General features: G+C 70.0%; 19 protein-coding genes. 10 read left to right on the plus strand and 9 right to left on the minus strand.

Features of this window, described 5'->3' with window-relative positions:
• Positions 1-60 precede the first annotated feature (60 nt).
• The 5 genes from ABD954_RS17055 to trxA all read left to right on the plus strand — a co-directional run bounded on the left by ABD954_RS17055 (position 61) and on the right by trxA (position 4878).
• Entirely contained in the window at positions 61-1770 is a 1710-nt protein-coding gene (locus ABD954_RS17055; RefSeq protein ID WP_345486887.1) for a protein kinase family protein, read from the plus strand.
• A 28-nt stretch (positions 1771-1798) separates the two neighbouring features.
• Entirely contained in the window at positions 1799-2503 is a 705-nt protein-coding gene (sigM, locus tag ABD954_RS17060; RefSeq protein ID WP_345486888.1) for an RNA polymerase sigma factor SigM, read from the plus strand.
• Entirely contained in the window at positions 2500-3402 is a 903-nt protein-coding gene (locus ABD954_RS17065; protein WP_345486889.1) for a zf-HC2 domain-containing protein, read from the plus strand. The genes sigM and ABD954_RS17065 overlap by 4 nt, the downstream gene beginning before the upstream one ends.
• A gap of 129 nt (positions 3403-3531) precedes the next feature.
• Positions 3532-4497: a thioredoxin-disulfide reductase gene (gene trxB, locus ABD954_RS17070; RefSeq protein WP_345486890.1), complete on the plus strand. Its 966-nt coding sequence runs from the start codon at positions 3532-3534 to the stop codon at positions 4495-4497.
• A gap of 45 nt (positions 4498-4542) precedes the next feature.
• Complete coding sequence (gene trxA, locus ABD954_RS17075) at positions 4543-4878, plus strand: thioredoxin (RefSeq protein ID WP_345486891.1); 336 nt, start codon at positions 4543-4545, stop codon at positions 4876-4878.
• Between the two features lie 85 nt (positions 4879-4963).
• On the opposite strand, the gene ABD954_RS17080 is transcribed toward trxA, so the two are convergent.
• The 9 genes from ABD954_RS17080 to rpmH form a co-directional block, all read right to left on the minus strand.
• Positions 4964-5581, minus strand: coding sequence for a GNAT family N-acetyltransferase (locus tag ABD954_RS17080; protein ID WP_345486892.1), 618 nt, complete (start codon positions 5579-5581; stop codon positions 4964-4966).
• Between the two features lie 153 nt (positions 5582-5734).
• On the minus strand, positions 5735-6847 hold the full coding sequence (locus ABD954_RS17085) for a ParB/RepB/Spo0J family partition protein (RefSeq protein WP_345486893.1): 1113 nt from the start codon (positions 6845-6847) through the stop codon (positions 5735-5737).
• Positions 6844-7932, minus strand: coding sequence for a ParA family protein (locus ABD954_RS17090; protein ID WP_345486894.1), 1089 nt, complete (start codon positions 7930-7932; stop codon positions 6844-6846). Before ABD954_RS17090 ends, ABD954_RS17085 begins: the two co-directional genes overlap by 4 nt.
• A gap of 269 nt (positions 7933-8201) precedes the next feature.
• Positions 8202-8918, minus strand: a complete 717-nt coding sequence (gene rsmG / locus ABD954_RS17095) for a 16S rRNA (guanine(527)-N(7))-methyltransferase RsmG (RefSeq protein WP_345486895.1) — start codon at positions 8916-8918, stop codon at positions 8202-8204.
• Positions 8919-9036: 118 nt separating this feature from the next.
• Positions 9037-9546: a Jag family protein gene (locus ABD954_RS17100; RefSeq protein WP_345486896.1), complete on the minus strand. Its 510-nt coding sequence runs from the start codon at positions 9544-9546 to the stop codon at positions 9037-9039.
• A 29-nt stretch (positions 9547-9575) separates the two neighbouring features.
• Positions 9576-10895: a membrane protein insertase YidC gene (gene yidC, locus ABD954_RS17105; RefSeq protein WP_345486897.1), complete on the minus strand. Its 1320-nt coding sequence runs from the start codon at positions 10893-10895 to the stop codon at positions 9576-9578.
• A gap of 3 nt (positions 10896-10898) precedes the next feature.
• Positions 10899-11225 (minus strand): membrane protein insertion efficiency factor YidD, encoded by a 327-nt coding sequence (gene yidD / locus ABD954_RS17110; protein WP_345486898.1) that lies wholly within the window; start codon positions 11223-11225, stop codon positions 10899-10901.
• Positions 11222-11593: a ribonuclease P protein component gene (gene rnpA, locus ABD954_RS17115; RefSeq protein WP_345486899.1), complete on the minus strand. Its 372-nt coding sequence runs from the start codon at positions 11591-11593 to the stop codon at positions 11222-11224. The genes yidD and rnpA overlap by 4 nt, the downstream gene beginning before the upstream one ends.
• Before the next feature lie 19 nt (positions 11594-11612).
• Positions 11613-11750, minus strand: a complete 138-nt coding sequence (gene rpmH, locus ABD954_RS17120; protein ID WP_125638610.1) for a 50S ribosomal protein L34 — start codon at positions 11748-11750, stop codon at positions 11613-11615.
• 381 nt (positions 11751-12131) lie between these two features.
• Between rpmH and dnaA the strand changes: the two genes are divergently transcribed.
• The 5 genes from dnaA (at position 12132) to ABD954_RS17145 (ending at position 18552) form a co-directional block, all read left to right on the plus strand.
• Complete coding sequence (gene dnaA, locus ABD954_RS17125; protein ID WP_345486900.1) at positions 12132-13910, plus strand: chromosomal replication initiator protein DnaA; 1779 nt, start codon at positions 12132-12134, stop codon at positions 13908-13910.
• 808 nt (positions 13911-14718) lie between these two features.
• Complete coding sequence (dnaN, locus tag ABD954_RS17130; RefSeq protein ID WP_345486901.1) at positions 14719-15849, plus strand: DNA polymerase III subunit beta; 1131 nt, start codon at positions 14719-14721, stop codon at positions 15847-15849.
• A 76-nt stretch (positions 15850-15925) separates the two neighbouring features.
• Positions 15926-16804 carry a phosphogluconate dehydrogenase (NAD(+)-dependent, decarboxylating) gene (gene gnd / locus ABD954_RS17135; protein WP_345486902.1) on the plus strand — a complete coding sequence of 293 codons (879 nt, stop codon included), beginning with the start codon at positions 15926-15928 and terminating at the stop codon, positions 16802-16804.
• 57 nt (positions 16805-16861) lie between these two features.
• Positions 16862-17992, plus strand: a complete 1131-nt coding sequence (recF, locus tag ABD954_RS17140) for a DNA replication/repair protein RecF (RefSeq protein ID WP_345486903.1) — start codon at positions 16862-16864, stop codon at positions 17990-17992.
• Positions 17989-18552 (plus strand): DciA family protein, encoded by a 564-nt coding sequence (locus tag ABD954_RS17145; RefSeq protein WP_345486904.1) that lies wholly within the window; start codon positions 17989-17991, stop codon positions 18550-18552. The genes recF and ABD954_RS17145 overlap by 4 nt, the downstream gene beginning before the upstream one ends.
• The last annotated feature ends 168 nt before the right edge of the window (positions 18553-18720 follow it).

Below are 18720 nucleotides of genomic sequence, written 5' to 3' on the forward strand. Positions count from 1 at the left end.
GTGGGCACAATTGGCATGGCTGTTGGATGTGGCGCAACGGATGGGGAGGCAGGAACGACGGTGGCGGAACGTAGCACGGCTGCCGTCGACGTGGCCGACAACAGCGGCGAAGACCCGCTGACCGCCAAGGCGGACAAGGCCGCGACCGACGGGGTGGCGGAAGCGCAGAAGAAGGCGGCCACGTCCGCCGAGGCCACGGAGAACAAGGCGGTCGAACGACAGAGCGGTGAACAGCCCTCCATCACGGCACCGGAGCTGCACAGCGGCCACAAGCTGGCGAGGCGGTACAGGCTGGAGGAGTGCGTCACCCGTCTGGACGGATTCAGCAGCTGGCGTGCCGTGGACGAGAAACTGCGCCGGGCCGTGGGCGTGCACATCCTGCCCGCCGACCACAGCCGGGCCCGGTCCGTGCTCGCCGCGGCACGCTCGGCGGCACTCCTTGGCGACCCCCGGTTCGTCCAGGTCCTCGACGCCGTCGAGGAGAACGACCTGGTCTACGTCGTCCACGAGTGGCTCCCCGACTCCACGGAGCTGACCGCGCTGCTCGCGGCCGGCCCGATGGAACCCCACGACGCCTATCAGCTCGTCAGCCAGGTCTCCCAGGCCATGGCCGCCGCCCACCGGGAAGGTCTCTCCCACCTCCGGCTCACCCCCAGTGCCGTCCTGCGCAGCTCCACCGGCCAGTACCGCATCCGTGGCCTCGCCGTGAACGCCGCCCTGCGCGGCATCAGCGTCGAACGCCCGCAGCGCACGGACACCGAAGCCATCGGTGCCCTGCTGTACGCGGCGCTCACCCAGCGCTGGCCGTACGAGAACGACGCGTACGGCCTCTCCGGCCTCCCCAAGGGCGTCGGGCTGCTCGCTCCGGACCAGGTACGGGCGGGCGTCCACCGCGGCCTGTCGGAGATCGCCATGCGAGCCCTGGCGAACGACGGGGCCACCGCCTCGCGCCAGGAGCCGCCCTGCACCACTCCCGACGAGCTGGCCAAGGCCGTCGCGGCGATGCCCCGCATCCGCCCGCCGGAGCCCGAGTTCCCGCTGCCCGCCCCGCCCGAGTACCAGCGCACCACCTACCAGCAGGGCACGTACGGACGCCCCCAGCCGCGGCCGGCCGTCACCCAGCCCACGGTGATGCCGCCGCCTCCGCTGCAGAGCCGTACCGGCAAGGCGCTCAAGTGGGCCGTGTCGGCACTCCTGATCGCCGCCCTGGGCCTGGGCAGCTGGCAGATCGCGGACCGGCTCCTGGATCAGAACAACGGAACCGAGCCCCAGCCGACCACGCAGGAGCCGAAGAACGAGGAGCAGAAGGGCGTGGTGGCGACCGGGAAGCCGGTCGCGATCGTCGAGGCGCACGACTTCGACCCGCTCGGCGACGGCGCGGAGAACGCCGGCCAGATAAAGAACGCCTACGACGGCGACCCGGGCACCACATGGAAGACCATGCGGTACGACGGCTACTCCAAGTTCGGCAACCTCAAGGAAGGCGTCGGCATCGTCCTCGACCTCGGCACGGTCCAGCAGGTCGCGAAGGTCGAGGTCGCCTTCCAGGGTCCGACGTCGGTCCAGCTGCGCACGGCTCCGGAGAACGCCTCCTCCTACCCCGGGCAGCCCGGTGACTACGCCACACAGGCCACCGGGTCCGGGAGTCAGGTGGCCCTCCAGCCCGCCAAGCCCCTGAAGACGCGCTACGTTCTCGTCTGGCTGACCGACCTGCCCAGCGGCGGTGGCGGTTACCGGGGCGAGATCGCGGACATCAAGATCACCAGCTGACGCCATACCCGGGGGGAGGTGCTCACCGTTGGACGACGCCATACGCGACGAGCGCAGCGACCAGGAACTCCTGGCCTGCCACGTGGCAGGCGACCCGCACGCCTTCGGTGAGCTCGTGCGCCGTCACCGCGACCGGCTGTGGGCGGTGGCCCTGCGGACGCTGGGAGACCGCGAGGAGGCCGCTGACGCCGTCCAGGACGCCCTCGTGTCGGCTTTCCGGGCGGCCCATACCTTCCGGGGCCAGTCGGCCGTCACGACCTGGCTGCACCGCATCACGGTGAACGCCTGTCTCGACCGGGCCCGCAAGACCGCGTCGCGCCGGACCTCGCCCGTGGACGACACCGCCCGGTTCGAGCAGCTCCTCGAACCGCACGAGTCGGCCGAGGCCCCGGCGGAGCGCCAAGACCTCCACCGCGAGCTCCTGGCCGCCCTCGCGACGCTCCCCGCCGAGCAGCGCGCCGCACTCGTCCTCGTCGACATGCAGGGATACCCGGTCGCCGAGGCCGCTCGTATCCTCGATGTGCCCACCGGGACGGTGAAGAGCCGCTGTGCACGCGGACGGGCCAAGCTGCTGCCGATGCTCACTCATCTGCGCGGCGACGCGATGGGTAACGAACTGCTCGACCGGGGAAGGAACCGGACGCCGGGGGCATCCGTCCCAGCGGTACCGGGATCGACGGATACCGGACCAGGCAATACAGCTGCTGTGAAGGGCGGAGGTGGGCGCGCGTGACTTCCACGGCCGACACGGCTCAGCACCCGGACGTCTCGGAGATCTCCGACCTCACCGAGGGGCTGCTCTCGCCCTCCCGCTCCGCCGCTGTGCGGCAGCACCTCGACGGCTGTTCGCTCTGTGCCGACGTACGGACCTCCCTAGAGGAGATCCGGGGGCTGCTGGGCACGCTTCCCGGGCCGCCCCGGATGCCTGCCGAGATCGCCGGTCGCATCGATGCCGCCCTTGCCGCCGAGGCCCTCCTCGACGCCACCGCGCCGACGCCCGACACCGACGCGCATGTTTCACGTGAAACGTCGCGCAGCCGTACTCCCGCCCCCCTGCCGGTCGCCTCGCGACCCGCAGGACATCCCGCAGCTGCCACGGGCCCGGGGCGCTCCCGCCGGTCCCGTCGCCGGGTCGCGGTCGTCGGCGCCGCCTTCGGCGCCGCTGCCCTGGGCCTCAGCCTGTTCTTCGTCCAGTCCGGAGCCCTGACCGCCGGTGACGCCGACACCTCCGGCGACACCAGGTCGGATGCCGCCGCCGCGAGCGCGGCCCAGTTCGAGGGCGCACCGGTCGAGTCCTCGGTGCGGGCCCTCCTCCAGCAGAACGGCGTCTTCAAGGCCCCCGAGGACCGCAGCGCGCCGCCCGCGTCGCTCTCCGCCGAGGGCGGGGTAGGGGACAAGCGCGCCCAGCCCCCCGCCCTGCCCGAGTGCGTCAAGGCCGGGACCGGTCGTACGGACCCGGTCATCGCCTTCCAGCAGGGCGACTACCAGGGCACACGCGCCTATCTCGTCCTCCTGCCCGACACCGCGGACGGCTCCAGGGTGCAGGCCTACGTCCTCGACGCCTCCTGCGCCTCGGGCACCGGGAAGGGCCCAGCCGAGGTGCTCCTCCAGGAATCCGTCCCTCGCTCCTGACCTCTTCGCCACGCCGGACGGCCGTCGCGGGAATGCACGCCCCTTAGGATCGGTTGGGTGGGGTGACAGTGACCGATCCGACCGCCCCCCGTAGGCAGTAGGCAGTCTGCAGAGACGAGGAACACACCCGTGAGCGACGTCCGTAACGTGATCATCATCGGCTCCGGGCCCGCGGGTTACACCGCTGCGCTCTACACGGCCCGCGCGTCGCTGAAGCCGCTCGTCTTCGAAGGAGCCGTCACCGCTGGTGGCGCCCTGATGAACACGACCGACGTGGAGAACTTCCCCGGCTTCCGCGACGGCATCATGGGCCCGGACCTCATGGACAACATGCGTGCCCAGGCGGAGCGCTTCGGCGCCGAGCTCGTGCCGGACGACATCGTCGCCGTGGACCTCACCGGTGAGATCAAGACCGTCACGGACACCGCCGGCACCGTGTACCGCGCCAAGGCCGTCATCGTCACCACGGGCTCCCAGCACCGCAAGCTCGGCCTGCCCAACGAGGACACCCTCTCCGGACGCGGCGTCTCCTGGTGCGCCACCTGCGACGGCTTCTTCTTCAAGGAGCACGACATCGCGGTCGTCGGCGGCGGCGACACCGCGATGGAGGAGGCGACCTTCCTCTCCCGCTTCGCCAAGTCGGTCACCATCGTCCACCGCCGTGACTCGCTGCGCGCCTCCAAGGCGATGCAGGAGCGCGCCTTCGCCGACCCGAAGATCAAGTTCGCATGGGACAGCGAGGTCGCCGAGATCCACGGCGAGCAGAAGCTCACCGGCCTGACCCTGCGCAACACCAAGACCGGCGAGACCAGCGAGCTCCCGGTCACGGGTCTCTTCATCGCCGTGGGCCACGACCCGCGCACCGAGCTCTTCAAGGGCCAGCTGGAGCTGGACGAGGAGGGCTACCTGAAGGTCGACGCCCCCTCGACGCGCACCAACATCCCGGGCGTCTTCGCCGCCGGTGACGTCGTCGACCACACCTACCGCCAGGCGATCACCGCTGCCGGCACCGGCTGCTCCGCGGCCCTCGACGCCGAGCGCTTCCTCGCCGCGCTGACCGACAGCGAGAACCTCGCCGAGACCCCCGCGGTCTGATCCCCCGCTTCCCCACCTCACACCCCACCGATGAAGGAGGCCGCCGTGGCCGGCGCCACTATCACCGTTACCGACGCTGACTTCGAGGAGAAGGTCCTCAAGAGCGACAAGCCCGTCCTCGTGGACTTCTGGGCCGAGTGGTGCGGCCCGTGCCGCATGATCGCTCCGTCGCTCGAGGCCATCGCCTCCGAGCACGACGAGATCATCGTCGCGAAGCTCAACATCGACCAGAACCCGGCCACGGCCGCCAAGTACGGCGTCATGTCCATCCCGACGCTGAACGTCTACAAGGACGGCGACGTCGCCAAGACGATCGTCGGCGCCAAGCCGAAGGCCGCCATCGAGCGCGACCTGGCCGACTTCATCGCGCCCAAGGCCTGACGTTCTCGCTGTTTCACGTGAAACAGCAGCGGCCCGCCCCTCTCAGGGGGCGGGCCGCTGTCGTCTGTCCGGCCGCTCTCCTCGATCAGAGAGGCCGCAGTACCGGTTCCTTCTGCACCGCGCCGAGAAGCCTGTCGAGGGCCATCTCGACGTCTTCCTTCCAGGAGAGCGTCGTCCTCAGTTCGAGCCGCAGCCTCGGGAAGGTCGGGTGGGGTCGCACGGTCTTGAAGCCCACGGCCGTCAGATGGTCGGCGGGCAGCACGCAGGCCGGCTCCTTCCAGCGCGCGTCGCCGAAAGCCTCGATCGCCTTGAAGCCCCGCCGCAGCAGATCCTTCGCCACCGTCTGCACCATGGTCCGTCCCAAGCCCTGCCCCTGATACCCGGGCATGATCCACGCCGTCATCAGCTGCACGGCATCCGCGGCGACCGGACTCGTGGGAAAGGCGGTGGAGCGGGGCACATACGCCGGCGGCGCGTACAGCACGAACCCGACCGGAACCTCGTCGACATAGACCACCCGGCCGCAGGAGCCCCATTCAAGGAGCACGGCGGAGATCCATGCCTCCTTCTCCAGCTCGGGGCGACCCGCCTTCACGGCGGCCTCCCCACTCACCGGATCAAGTTCCCAGAAGACACAGGAACGACATCGCTTGGGGAGATCCGGAAGGTTGTCCAGCGTGAGCGGTACGAGCCGACGCCCCACGGCTGCTCCTCGCTTCCCTCGGCCATCGCTGTACGAATACGCCTCACAGAATCGTAACGACGAGCGGATCAGGGCGATACCGCAGACAGGCAAAGGGCGGGGCGTGTCCCGGCTCATGCCGGAACACGCCCCGCCCTGGGACGCACAGCTGGCTCAGTCCTCGGAGCCTTGCTCGGGGCTGTCCTCCGAGGCGCCCTGATCCAGGACCCGCCCCTCACCCGGGGCCAACGTCGCGAGGATCCGCTCCAGGTCCTCCATCGAGGCGAACTCGACGGTGATCTTGCCCTTCTTCTGGCCCAGGTCGACCTTCACCCGGGTCTCGAAGCGGTCCGAAAGCCGGGTCGCCAGGTCCCGCAGAGCCGGGGAGACGCGGGTGCCCGCGCGCGGCCCCTTGGGCTTGACCGGCGACGAGGGCTCCGACCCCATCACCGCGACGATCTCCTCCACGGCCCGCACAGAGAGGCCCTCGGCGACGATCCGGTAGGCCAGCTTGTCCTGCGTCTCCGCATCGTCCACGGAGAGCAGCGCACGGGCGTGCCCGGCCGAGAGGACCCCGGCGGCCACCCGGCGCTGCACGGGCGGGGAGAGCCGCAGCAGACGCAGTGTGTTGGAGACCTGCGGACGCGAGCGTCCGATCCGGTCGGCCAGCTGGTCATGGGTGCAGTTGAAGTCCTTGAGGAGCTGGTCGTAGGCGGCTGCCTCTTCCAGCGGGTTCAGCTGCGCCCGGTGCAGGTTCTCCAGCAGGGCGTCGAGCAGCAGCTTGTCGTCCTCGGTGGCCCGGACGATGGCCGGGATCCGCTCCAGGCCGGCCTCACGGCAGGCACGCCAGCGGCGCTCGCCCATGATGAGCTCGTAGCGCTCGGGGCCCAGCTGGCGGACGACGACCGGCTGAAGCAGACCGACCTCCTTGATGGAGGTGATCAGCTCGGCCAGGGCGTCCTCGTCGAAGACCTCACGCGGCTGGCGCGGGTTCGGGGTGATGGAGTCCAGCGGCAGCTCCGCGAAGTGCGCCCCGGCGGGGGCCTCCGGAGCCGGCGGTTCGGTCTCGGCCACCGGCACCACGGAGTCCGGGGACTGCGGGCTCGCCGGAAGGGTCGCCAGCTTCGCCGCCGCCACGCCGCGCTCGGAGCCGAGCGCCGGAATGGCGCCGGGGGAGGTCATGGCCGGAGCGGAGCCCACCCCGACGACCGGCACCTCTCGTTCCTGGGGAGCAGCGGGGATCAGCGCACCGAGCCCACGCCCCAGCCCCCTACGTCGCTCGCTCACTGGATCCCCTCCGACATTCGCTGGCTGTTCTGGTGGCCCAGGTGCGGGTGTCCCCCATGGGCCTGGGTGGCGTCATAGTGAAGATCGACACCGCGCAGCGCGATCTCGCGCGCCGCTTCGAGATACGACAGGGCGCCGCTGGAGCCCGGGTCGTAGGTCAGCACGGTCTGTCCGTAGCTCGGTGCCTCCGAGATGCGCACGGACCGCGGGATGCTGGTCTTCAGGACCTCCTCGCCGAAGTGGCTGCGCACCTCTTCGGCGACCTGCGAGGCAAGCCTCGTCCGGCCGTCGTACATGGTGAGGAGGATCGTCGAGACGTGCAGGGCGGGATTGAGGTGCCCGCGGACGAGGTCGACGTTCCGCAGCAGCTGGCCGAGGCCCTCCAGGGCGTAGTACTCGCACTGGATGGGGATCAGCACCTCGGCCCCCGCCACGAGGGCGTTGACCGTCAGCAGGCCGAGCGAGGGCGGGCAGTCGATCAGGATGTAGTCGAGCGGCTGCTCGTACGCCTGGATCGCTCGCTGCAGGCGGCTCTCCCGCGCCACCAAGGACACCAGCTCGATCTCGGCACCGGCGAGATCGATCGTGGCGGGGGCGCAGAAGAGTCCCTCGACATCCCGGACGGGCTGGACGACCTCGGAGAGCGGCCTGCTCTCCACGAGAACGTCGTAGATCGAGGGCACCTCGGCATGGTGGTCGATGCCCAGCGCCGTCGAGGCGTTGCCCTGCGGGTCGAGGTCGATGACCAGGACGCGGGCGCCGTGGAGGGCGAGGGAGGCGGCAAGGTTGACCGTCGTGGTCGTCTTGCCCACGCCGCCCTTCTGGTTGGCGACCACCATCACGCGGGTCTGCGCGGGCCGGGGAAGTCCCTCACCCGCACGGCCCAGGGCTTCTACGGCCAGCTGGGCTGCACGACCGATGGGGGTGTCGTCCATCGGAGGCGGTGTTTCACGTGAAACATCCGCCCCTACCGATTCGGTTCGGGGACCGGGGACCGGATCGGTCATCGGTCCCGCGATGTTGGCGTCGGACCGCAAGGATTCACTCTCCTCGGCTTCAGGCTCGCGATGCACAGAGCCTGCCATGCTTTCGGGGTCGTGAACCAGCGAGGCCCGTGGTTCTGTGGATGAATCCACCTCTGTGGACAACCCCTTAACCCTCACGGGGGGCTTCGCCGGAGGCTTGCGGTCCCAGGGCGTGCCAGCCGCGCGGCCGCGGCTGATGATCCCCTGCAGCAGTGAGCGACGTTTCACGTGAAACACGATGCACGCGCCGCAGGGCCGGGACCGCTCGACACTCCGAAATCTGTACGTATCGCAGCTTGTACGGATCAGCGGGTACGGACCGGAAAGGCTCAGCGACGTCGCCGGGGCCGGCTGGGCCGGGCCGCCTTGGCGCGCTTGGCGGCGAACCTCACACCGCCGGGGCTCTCACCGACCTCGACCCGGACCACGGTGGTCAGCGGGTCGACCACTCCCTCACCCACGTGCAGCACCGAAGCCTCGACCACACCGAGCTTGGAGAGTGCGGCACGGGCACCGACGATCTCCTCCTCCGCCGTGTCGCCCTTGAGCGCGAGCATCTCGCCGTAGGGACGCAGCAGCGGGACACCCCAGCCGGCCAGCCGGTCGAGCGGCGCCACGGCCCGCGCCGTGACGACGTGCACGGACGGTAGCTTGCCCAGCATCTCCTCGGCACGGCCACGGACCACGGTCACGTGGTCGAGGCCGAGCAATTCGACGGCCTCCTGGAGGAAGGTCGTACGACGGAGCAGGGGCTCCAGGAGAGTGATCTTGAGATCGCGGCGGACCAGGGCCAGGGGAATGCCGGGCAGACCGGCACCGGAGCCGACGTCGCAGACGGTGACGCCCTCCGGGACGACCTCGGAGAGCACGGCACAGTTCAGCAGATGCCGCTCCCACAGCCGGGGCACCTCGCGGGGGCCGATGAGACCCCGCTTGACCCCTGCGTCCGCCAGGAGCTCCGCATACCGGACCGCCTCGGGGAAGTACTCGCCGAAGACCGTCTGCGCCTGCTCCGGCGCCTGGGGAAGCTCCGCTGCCTCCGTCACGGGGAACCGTCCTTCCGTACCGCACGCGTACCGCGCGAGCGCACTGTGGTGGCTGACTATCAGGCTGACAAAGTTCGGCCCCGCCTGCGAACAGACGGGGCCGACTCTACGAGAGGGATCAGGCAGGGAGCACGACGACGAAGCGCTGCGGCTCCTCGCCCTCGGACTCGCTGCGCAGGCCGGCGGCGGCGACCGCGTCGTGCACGACCTTCCGCTCGAACGGCGTCATCGGGTCCAGCTTGACCGGCTGACCGGAGGACTTGACCTCGTCCGCGGCCTTGGCGCCGAGCTGGGCCAGCTCCGTCCGCTTCCTGGCCCGGAAGCCCGCGATGTCGAGCATCAGCCGGCTGCGGTCACCGGTCTCGCGGTGCACGGCGAGCCGGGTCAGCTCCTGAAGGGCCTCCAGCACCTCTCCGTCGCGGCCGACGAGCTTCTGCAGGTCGCGGCTGCCGGAATCGCTGATGATCGAGACCGACGCACGGTCCGCCTCGACGTCCATGTCGATGTCACCGTCGAGGTCGGCGATGTCGAGCAGGCCCTCGAGGTAGTCGGCAGCGATCTCACCCTCCTGCTCCAGGCGGGTCAGGGTGTCGCCACCCTCGGCGGCGGAGGTGATGCCTTCCGTCACGGATGGACTCCTTCTTGCTTCGTGGAGGCTTACTTCTTGGAGGAGGGGTGCTTGGGCCGCTGCGGGCCCTTGCGCTGGCCGGACTTGCCCTGACGGGCGCCACCGGAGTTGGCCCGGCTCGGCCGTGCCGGCTTGTCGGCCGCGTCCTGGGCTCCGGGCTTGGCGCCCTTCGCCTGCGGCTTGGGACCCTTCTCCAGCGACGGAGCCGGCTTGTCCTCGGGCGTGGCCTCGACGGACAGGGTCGCGTCCTCGGCCTCCTTCGCCTGCTGGGCGGCCGCGGCCTGGCGCTGGGCCTTGGTCTGGCGCTTGGGCTGCTGGCGCCGGGTGCCGGCGCCGCCCTCCGCCTCGGCGGAGACGGTGTCGCTCTTGACCACGGTGCCGTCGGCCTGGGCAGCGAAGCCGGCCTTGGCCAGGCCCGCGAAGAAGCGGCGCTCGTTCTCGTTGCGGTCCGAGCCCTTGGCGACGATGTCCTTGACGACCCGCTTGCGGCCGCGGCCACGGACCTCACCGTGCTGGGTGACGCTCTTGAGCAGGCGCTGCAGGTAGGCGTCCTGGGCCTTGCTGCCCGGCGTCGGGTTCTGGTTGATCACGTACATCTGCTGGCCCATGGTCCACACGTTGGTGGTCAGCCAGTAGACGAGGACACCGACGGGGAAGTTGATGCCCATGACGGCGAAGATCACCGGGAAGATGTACATGAGCATCTTCTGCTGCTGCATGTACGGCGTCTTCACCGTGAGGTCGACGTTCTTCATCATCAGCTGGCGCTGGGTGAAGAACTGCGAGGCCGACATCAGGACGATCATGACCGCGGTGACGATGCGGACGTCGGTCAGCGAGGCGTTGAGGGCCTCGACCTTCTCCGGGGTGTCCATGAACTTCGCCGCGATCGGGGCGCCGAAGATGTGCGCCTCACGCGCGCTGTCGACCAGCTGCTGGTTCAGGGCACCGATCTTGTCGCCGGAGGCGATCTTGCTCAGTACGTGGTACAGCGCGAAGAAGAACGGCGACTGCGCCAGGATGGGAAGGCACGAGGAGAGCGGGTTGGTGCCCGTCTCCTTGTACAGCTTCATCATCTCTTCGGACTGACGCTGCTTGTCGCTCTTGTAGCGCTCCTGGATCGCCTTCATCTTCGGCTGGAGCGCCTGCATGTTCCGGGTCGCCTTGATCTGCTTCACGAAGAGCGGGATCAGGCAGATACGGATCAGCACCACCAGGGACACGATGGACAGACCCCAGGCCCAGCCCGTGTCGGGGCCGAAGATCGCCCCGTACAACTTGTGGAACTGGACGATGACCCAGGAAACGGGCCAGGTGATGAAGCTGAACAGACTGGCAATCGTGTCCACTAATCAGGCTCCTTGAGCATTGGGCGAGGTCTCTGCGGCCGGGCTCGTCTCGGCGGAGATCCCGCCCTGGTCGCCGCGCAGCGCGTTCCTGAGCATCTCGTGCCAGCGCGGCCGCTTGCGCGCGGGGACATGGTCCACGCCGCCCGGCGACCACGGATTGCACCGCAGGATGCGCCAGGCGGTCAGGGCCGTGCCCTTGATCGCGCCATGCCGGTCGATGGCCGTGAATCCGTAGTGGGAACACGACGGGTAGTACCGGCAGACAGGGCCCAGGAGAGGGCTGATCGTCCACTGGTACAACTTGATGAGAGCCAGCAGCGGGTACTTCATCGCGTGCCCCCTCCCAGCAGCCGCTGGAGAGCGGCGTCCAGGTCTCGGGCCAGCTGGGCGTGGTCGGCGTCACCGGCTCCGGGCAACGCCCGTACGACCACCAGGCTACCGGGGGGCGGCTCGGTGAGCCGCTCGCGCATGAGATGGCGCAGACGACGCTTCACCTGGTTGCGGACGACCGCGCCGCCTACGGCCTTGCTCACGACGAAACCCGCACGCGTCGGGGGAGCGCTCTCCCCAGGCGCGTGCGGGTCCGTTGCACCGCTGCGTAGATGGACGACGAGGAGCGGGCGTCCGGCCCGGCGTCCTCTGCGTACCGCGGTCGCGAAGTCCTCGCGCCGCCTCAGCCGATTCTCGGTAGGCAGCACGTCATGACCTGTACGCGGATCAGGCGGACAGGCGGGCGCGACCCTTGCCACGACGGGCGGCCAGGATGGCGCGACCGGCACGGGTACGCATGCGCAGGCGGAAGCCGTGGGTCTTCGCGCGACGACGGTTGTTCGGCTGGAAGGTGCGCTTGCTCACTCGGGGGCTCCAGAAATGATTCGGGTGGTGGCGGGACATCGCCTGGCTGTCACCGTGCGCCCACGAGTAGCTCGCAATACGCCCGAGTGCACCGCTTCGCGATCACCTAGGGTGATCTTTGCCCATCGGAGGCAGGCGGCAGCAGCCATCGACAACTCGACCTGGTTACGGTACGCGCGGCTACGCCATCCGGTCAAACCGACCTGTCGTCACCCCCCATTGTGCACAGGCTGTGGACAACAACTTGAACCACGTCAGCCGCCGCGACTACCGTGGCTGGACTCCGCAACCTTTTCCCTTCTGTCCTTACCTGTCCTAACGGACTTCGACCCACCGTCCCGAGAACCACACATTCGTGGGACCTGCGAGGAAGCGTGCCCCGTGGCTGACGTACCTGCCGATCTTGCCGCAGTGTGGCCACGCGTGCTGGAACAGCTCCTCGGCGAAGGCCAGGGCATCGAGCCCAAGGACAAGCAGTGGATCGAGCGCTGCCAGCCACTCGCACTGGTGGCCGACACCGCGCTGCTCGCGGTGCCCAACGAGTACGGCAAGCAGGTCCTCGAAGGCCGCCTCGCCCCGCTGATCAGCGAGGCCCTCAGCCGCGCCTGCGGCCGGCCCATCCGGATCGCGATCACCGTCGACGACTCCGCCGGCGAGCCGGCCCCGCCGGCGCCGCAGGGCCGGCCCGCCCAGCAGCCGTACGGAAAGTACGACTCCTACGACAAGCCGTACGAGAAGTACGACGAGTACGGGCGTCCGATGCCGGACGACGGTCTGCCGACCGCCCGCCCCGCCTACCCCGAGTACCAGCAGCAGCGCCCCGACCCCGGCGTCTGGCCGCGCGCCCAGGAGGAGATCACCTGGCAGCAGCAGCGGCTCGGCGGTTTCCAGGAGCGGGATCCGTACGCGACGGCCCGCCCGCAGCAGCCCCAGCAGCCGCGGTACGACGAGCGCCCCGCGTACGAGCAGCAGCGCTCCGACCGGGCGGAGCTCTCCGGTCCCGAGGGCTCCGGCGGCCCGGGTCACGGTGGTCCCGGCACGGGCCACCGGCCGGGAGTCGGCGGAGCGCCGGGCATGGGCGGCTCCTCGTCCGGGCAGGGCGCCGGGTCCGGCGCTCCCGGTGAGCAGCACGCGCGGCTGAACCCGCGCTATCTCTTCGACACCTTCGTCATCGGTTCCTCGAACCGCTTCGCCCACGCGGCCGCCGTCGCGGTGGCCGAGGCGCCGGCGAAGGCGTACAACCCGCTCTTCATCTACGGGGAGTCGGGGCTCGGCAAGACCCACCTGCTGCACGCCATCGGGCACTACGCGCGGAGCCTCTACCCGGGCACCCGGGTGCGGTACGTGAGCTCGGAGGAGTTCACCAACGAGTTCATCAACTCGATCCGCGACGGCAAGGGCGACGCCTTCCGCAAGCGCTACCGCGATGTGGACATCCTCCTGGTCGACGACATCCAGTTCCTCGCGAGCAAGGAGTCGACGCAGGAGGAGTTCTTCCACACCTTCAACACGCTCCACAACGCCAACAAGCAGATCGTGCTGTCCTCGGACCGGCCGCCCCGGCAGCTGGTGACCCTGGAGGACCGCCTGCGCAACCGCTTCGAGTGGGGACTGACCACCGATGTGCAGCCGCCCGAGCTGGAGACGCGCATCGCGATCCTCCGCAAGAAGGCGGTCCAGGAGCAGCTCAACGCCCCGCCGGAGGTGCTGGAGTTCATCGCCTCCCGGATCTCGCGGAACATCCGCGAGCTGGAGGGCGCGCTGATCCGGGTGACCGCGTTCGCGAGCCTCAACCGGCAGCCGGTGGACCTCGGGCTCACCGAGATCGTCCTCAAGGACCTCATCCCGGGCGGCGAGGACTCCGCTCCGGAGATCACCGCCGGCGCGATCATGGCGTCGACGGCGGACTACTTCGGTCTGACGGTGGAGGACCTGTGCGGCTCCTCGCGCAGCCGCGTCCTGGTGACGGCCCGGCAGATCGCCATGTACCTGTGCCGGGAGCTCACGGACCTGTCGCTGCCGAAGATCGGCGCGCAGTTCGGCGGCCGCGACCACACGACCGTGATGCACGCGGACCGCAAGATCCGCGCGCTGATGGCCGAGCGGCGCTCGATCTACAACCAGGTCACCGAGCTCACCAACCGCATCAAGAACGGCTGAGAACGCCGTACGCGACCCTCCGAAGGGCGCTCCGGGGCACCTCCCGGGGCGCCCTTCGGCGTTCCGGGACCTCGTCGCCCGTCTGGCCGCTGTTCGATTACTCCGTTCCGGTGGCGGGTTCTCCACAGATTGCGGGATGATCTCCCGTCCACAGGGTGGGGACTGCGGAGTTATCCGGATCGCATCCACAGGCTGACCTGGCCACACTCCGTCTGCCCAGGTCAGAGGGGTGTGGAATTGTTGGCAAACGATCTCCACAGGCTGTGGACAGAAGTTTCGTCCACAGGGGCTCCGCTCGGTTGTCCACGGGCAACCCACAGGCTGGGGGTGGTTGCCCACAGCTTCTCCACACCGCTGTCCACTGTTCGGCAACGAAACGCCCGCCCTCACCGGGCCGAGTGAAAGCCGTCACACCAAGGGAGACGTTTGGGCTGTGGGGAACCGGGGGAAAGCTGGGGACAGCACTGGGGAGAACTCCCCATGGCCTGTGAATCGGGTGTGCAGAACTTTCGCGTGTCCACAGAGCACCCCGGTTGTCCACCGGTGTCACCCACAGGGGCAGTGGACAAAAAACTGGGTCTGACCTGCGTGGACGACGTTATCCACGGTTTCCACAGGCCCTACTACTACTCCCACTCATAGTTAGCCCGGAATCCGCTTCGAAGTGGGACCTGTGCACAACTCGAGCCCGGAGCCTCGACCGGCTCTTGTCCCGACTTGACCCCGAGCCGCACCGAGTGTCGGCGGCGTACGTCAGACTGGTTCCCGCAGTCGACGAAGAGCCAGCAACAAGCAGGAGGCGGTTCCGGTGAAGATCCGGGTGGAGCGCGATGTACTCGCGGAGGCGGTGGCGTGGGTGGCCCGCAGCCTTCCGGCCCGTCCGCCGGCGCCCGTACTCGCGGGCCTTCTGCTGAAGGCCGAGGACGGCGCGCTGAGCTTCTCCAGCTTCGACTACGAGGTCTCGGCCCGGGTCTCCGTCGAGGCCGAGGTCGAGGAGGACGGCACGGTCCTGGTCTCCGGCCGCCTGCTCGCCGACATCTGCCGCGCCCTTCCCAACCGCCCTGTGGAGATCTCCACGGACGGTGTACGGGCGACCGTGGTCTGCGGCACCTCCCGCTTCACCCTCCACACCCTGCCCGTGGAGGAGTACCCGGCGCTGCCGGAGATGCCCACCGCGACCGGCACCGTCCCCGGCGAGGTCTTCGCGGCCGCCGCCGCCCAGGTGGCCATCGCCGCCGGCCGTGACGACACGCTGCCCGTCCTCACCGGTGTGCGCATCGAGATCGAGGGCGACACGGTCACCCTGGCCTCCACCGACCGCTACCGCTTCGCCGTCCGCGAGTTCCTGTGGAAGCCGGAGTCGCCGGACGCCTCGGCCGTCGCCCTGGTGCCCGCCAAGACGCTCCTGGACACGGCCAAGGCCCTGACCAGCGGCGACACCGTCACCCTGGCGCTCTCCGGCTCCGGCAAGGGCGAGGGCCTGATCGGTTTCGAGGGCGCGGGCCGCCGCACCACCACCCGCCTGCTCGAAGGCGACCTGCCGAAGTACCGGACGCTCTTCCCCACCGAGTTCAACTCGATCGCGGTGATCGAGACCGCGCCCTTCGTCGAGGCCGTCAAGCGCGTGGCCCTGGTCGCCGAGCGCAACACCCCGGTCCGGCTCAGCTTCGAGCAGGGCGTGCTCATCCTGGAGGCCGGCTCCAGCGACGACGCACAGGCTGTGGAGCGGGTCGACGCGCAGCTGGAAGGCGACGACATCTCGATCGCCTTCAACCCGACCTTCCTCCTGGACGGCCTGAGCGCGATCGACTCCCCGGTCGCCCAGCTCTCCTTCACGACCTCCACCAAGCCCGCCCTCCTGAGCGGCCGGCCGGCGGTCGACGCGGAGGCCGACGAGGCCTACAAGTACCTGATCATGCCGGTACGACTGAGCGGCTGACCCCACAGGTGTGCGCCGGGGTCCGGGCGTAGGCTCGGACCCGGGTAAACCGCACACGACGCTTAAGGAATCTCTGATGGAGCTCGGTCTCGTCGGTCTCGGCAAGATGGGCGGCAACATGCGCGAGCGCATCCGCCGCGCAGGCCACACCGTCATCGGATACGACCGCAACCCGGACCTCGCCGATGTCCACAGCCTCGAAGAGCTTGTGGGCAAGCTCAAGGGTCCGCGCGTGGTGTGGGTCATGGTTCCGGCCGGCGCCGCGACCCAGTCCACCATCGACGAGCTGGCGAACCTGCTGTCGCCCGGCGACGTCGTCGTGGACGGCGGCAACTCCCGCTGGACCGACGACGAGAAGCACGCCGAGGAGCTCGCCGCCAAGGGCATCGGCTTCGTCGACTGCGGCGTCTCCGGCGGCGTCTGGGGCCTGGAGAACGGCTACGCGCTCATGTACGGCGGCGACGCCGAGCACGTGGCCCGCGTCCAGCCGATCTTCGACGCCCTCAAGCCTGAGGGTCCCCACGGTTCGGTCCACGCGGGCAAGGTCGGTGCCGGCCACTTCGCGAAGATGGTCCACAACGGCATCGAGTACGCCATGATGCAGGCCTACGCCGAGGGCTGGGAGCTCCTGGAGAAGGTCGACTCCGTCACCGACGTCCGCGAGGTCTTCCGCTCCTGGCAGGAAGGCACCGTCATCCGCTCATGGCTGCTCGACCTCGCGGTCAACGCCCTCGACGAGGACGAGCACCTGGAGCGGCTGCGCGGCTACGCGTCGGACTCCGGCGAGGGCCGGTGGACCGTCGAGGCCGCCATCGACAACGCCGTACCGCTGCCGGCGATCACCGCGTCGCTGTTCGCGCGGTTCGCGTCGCGTCAGGACGACTCGCCGCAGATGAAGATGATCGCCGCGCTGCGCAACCAGTTCGGCGGTCACGCGGTCGAGACGAAGAAGTAATCCACAGGCTGTGCACCCGGCGGTGCACAGCCCGCCGGGGGAAGGTCGGCGCCCACCATGCACGTCACGCATCTGTCGCTGGCCGACTTCCGCTCCTACGCCCGGGTCGAGGTCCCGCTCGATCCGGGCGTCACCGCGTTCGTGGGGGCGAACGGCCAGGGCAAGACCAATCTCGTCGAGGCGGTCGGCTATCTCGCCACCCTCGGCAGTCACCGCGTCGCCTCCGACGCCCCGCTGGTGCGCATGGGGGCGGAGCGGGCGATCATCCGGGCCGCCGTCACGCAGGGCGAGCGCTCCCAGCTGGTCGAGCTCGAACTCAACCCGGGCCGCGCCAACCGCGCCCGTATCAACAGGTCCTCGCAGGTCAGACCCCGCGATGTGCTGGGGATCGTGCGGACCGTGCTGTTCGCGCCGGAGGACCTGGCCCTCGTCAAGGGCGACCCCGGCGAGCGCCGGCGCTTCCTCGACGAACTGATCACGGCGCGCGCGCCGCGCATGGCGGGCGTGCGCTCCGACTACGAGCGGGTGCTCAAGCAGCGCAACACGCTCCTGAAGTCCGCGGCCATGGCCCGGCGCCACGGCGGCCGCGGCATGGACCTGTCCACCCTGGACGTCTGGGACCAGCACCTGGCCCGGGCCGGCGCCGAGCTGCTCGCCCAGCGGCTCGACCTCATCGACACGCTCCGCCCGCTCGCCGACAAGGCCTATGAGCAGCTGGCCCCGGGCGGCGGACCGGTCCACCTCGAGTACAAGCCGTCCGCGCCCGGCTCCGGGCACACCCGCGAGGAGCTGTACGGACAGCTGACCGCCGCGCTCGCCGACGTACGCAAACAGGAGATCGAGCGGGGCGTCACGCTGGTCGGACCGCACCGCGACGACCTCCTCCTCAAGCTCGGGGAGCTGCCGGCCAAGGGGTACGCGAGCCACGGCGAGTCCTGGTCCTACGCCCTGGCGCTGCGGCTCGCCTCGTACGACCTGCTGCGCGCCGAGGGCAACGAGCCGGTCCTCGTCCTCGACGACGTCTTCGCCGAGCTGGACGCGCGCCGGCGCGAGCGGCTCGCGGAACTGGTGGCGCCGGGTGAGCAGGTCCTCGTCACGGCGGCGGTCGACGACGACGTGCCGGGCGTGCTCGCCGGCACGCGGTACGCGGTGGCCGGCGGAACGGTCGAAAGGGTGGCACGAGCATGACCGGCGGCGGTGAAACTTCCCCACAGCCTGTGGACAAGCCCGCGGCGGCGCCCGAGCCCTCCGGGGTCGACCTGGCCCGGGTCGCACTGCGCGCCGCCAAGGAACAGGCGAAGGCGCGGGGCGCGGCGGCCCAGCAGAAGAAGCAGGCCAGGCGCGGCGGCGGCCTGCGCTCCGGCGCGCGCGCCGACGGACGCGACCCGATGGCGCTGGGCGCCGCGATCAACCGGCTGATCACCGAGCGGGGCTGGGAGACGCCGGCCGCCGTCGGCGGGGTCATGGGGCGCTGGCCGCAGATCGTGGGCGAGGACCTCGCCAAGCACTGCGTACCGCTGAAGTACGACGAGGACCCCGAGGAGCGGGTGCTCACCGTGCAGTGCGACTCGACGGCGTGGGCGACCCAGCTGCGGCTGCTCGCCCCGCGCCTCGTCGCGCGCCTCAACGAGGACCTGGGGCACGGCACCGTACGGATGATCAAGGTCCTGGGTCCGGGCGGGCCCCGGCGGGGCTACGGGCCGCTGCGGGCACCCGGGTCGACGGGACCCGGAGATACGTACGGATAGCGGTACGGGGCGGACGCGCGACCCCGCGCGGGCCGCATGCCCACAACCGGTCACCGCCCGAAGCGCTAGGTGGCCGTCAGGGGCCTCTGGAGCCCCTCCCCGGATATGGGGAGTCGTCTCGCGCCCGCCGAGGGCGGCACATGAGCATTCAGGTACCGGCAAACCCCC

It is taken from the genome of Streptomyces roseoviridis (assembly GCF_039535235.1).
GTDB classification, from domain to species: Bacteria; Actinomycetota; Actinomycetes; order Streptomycetales; family Streptomycetaceae; genus Streptomyces; species Streptomyces roseoviridis.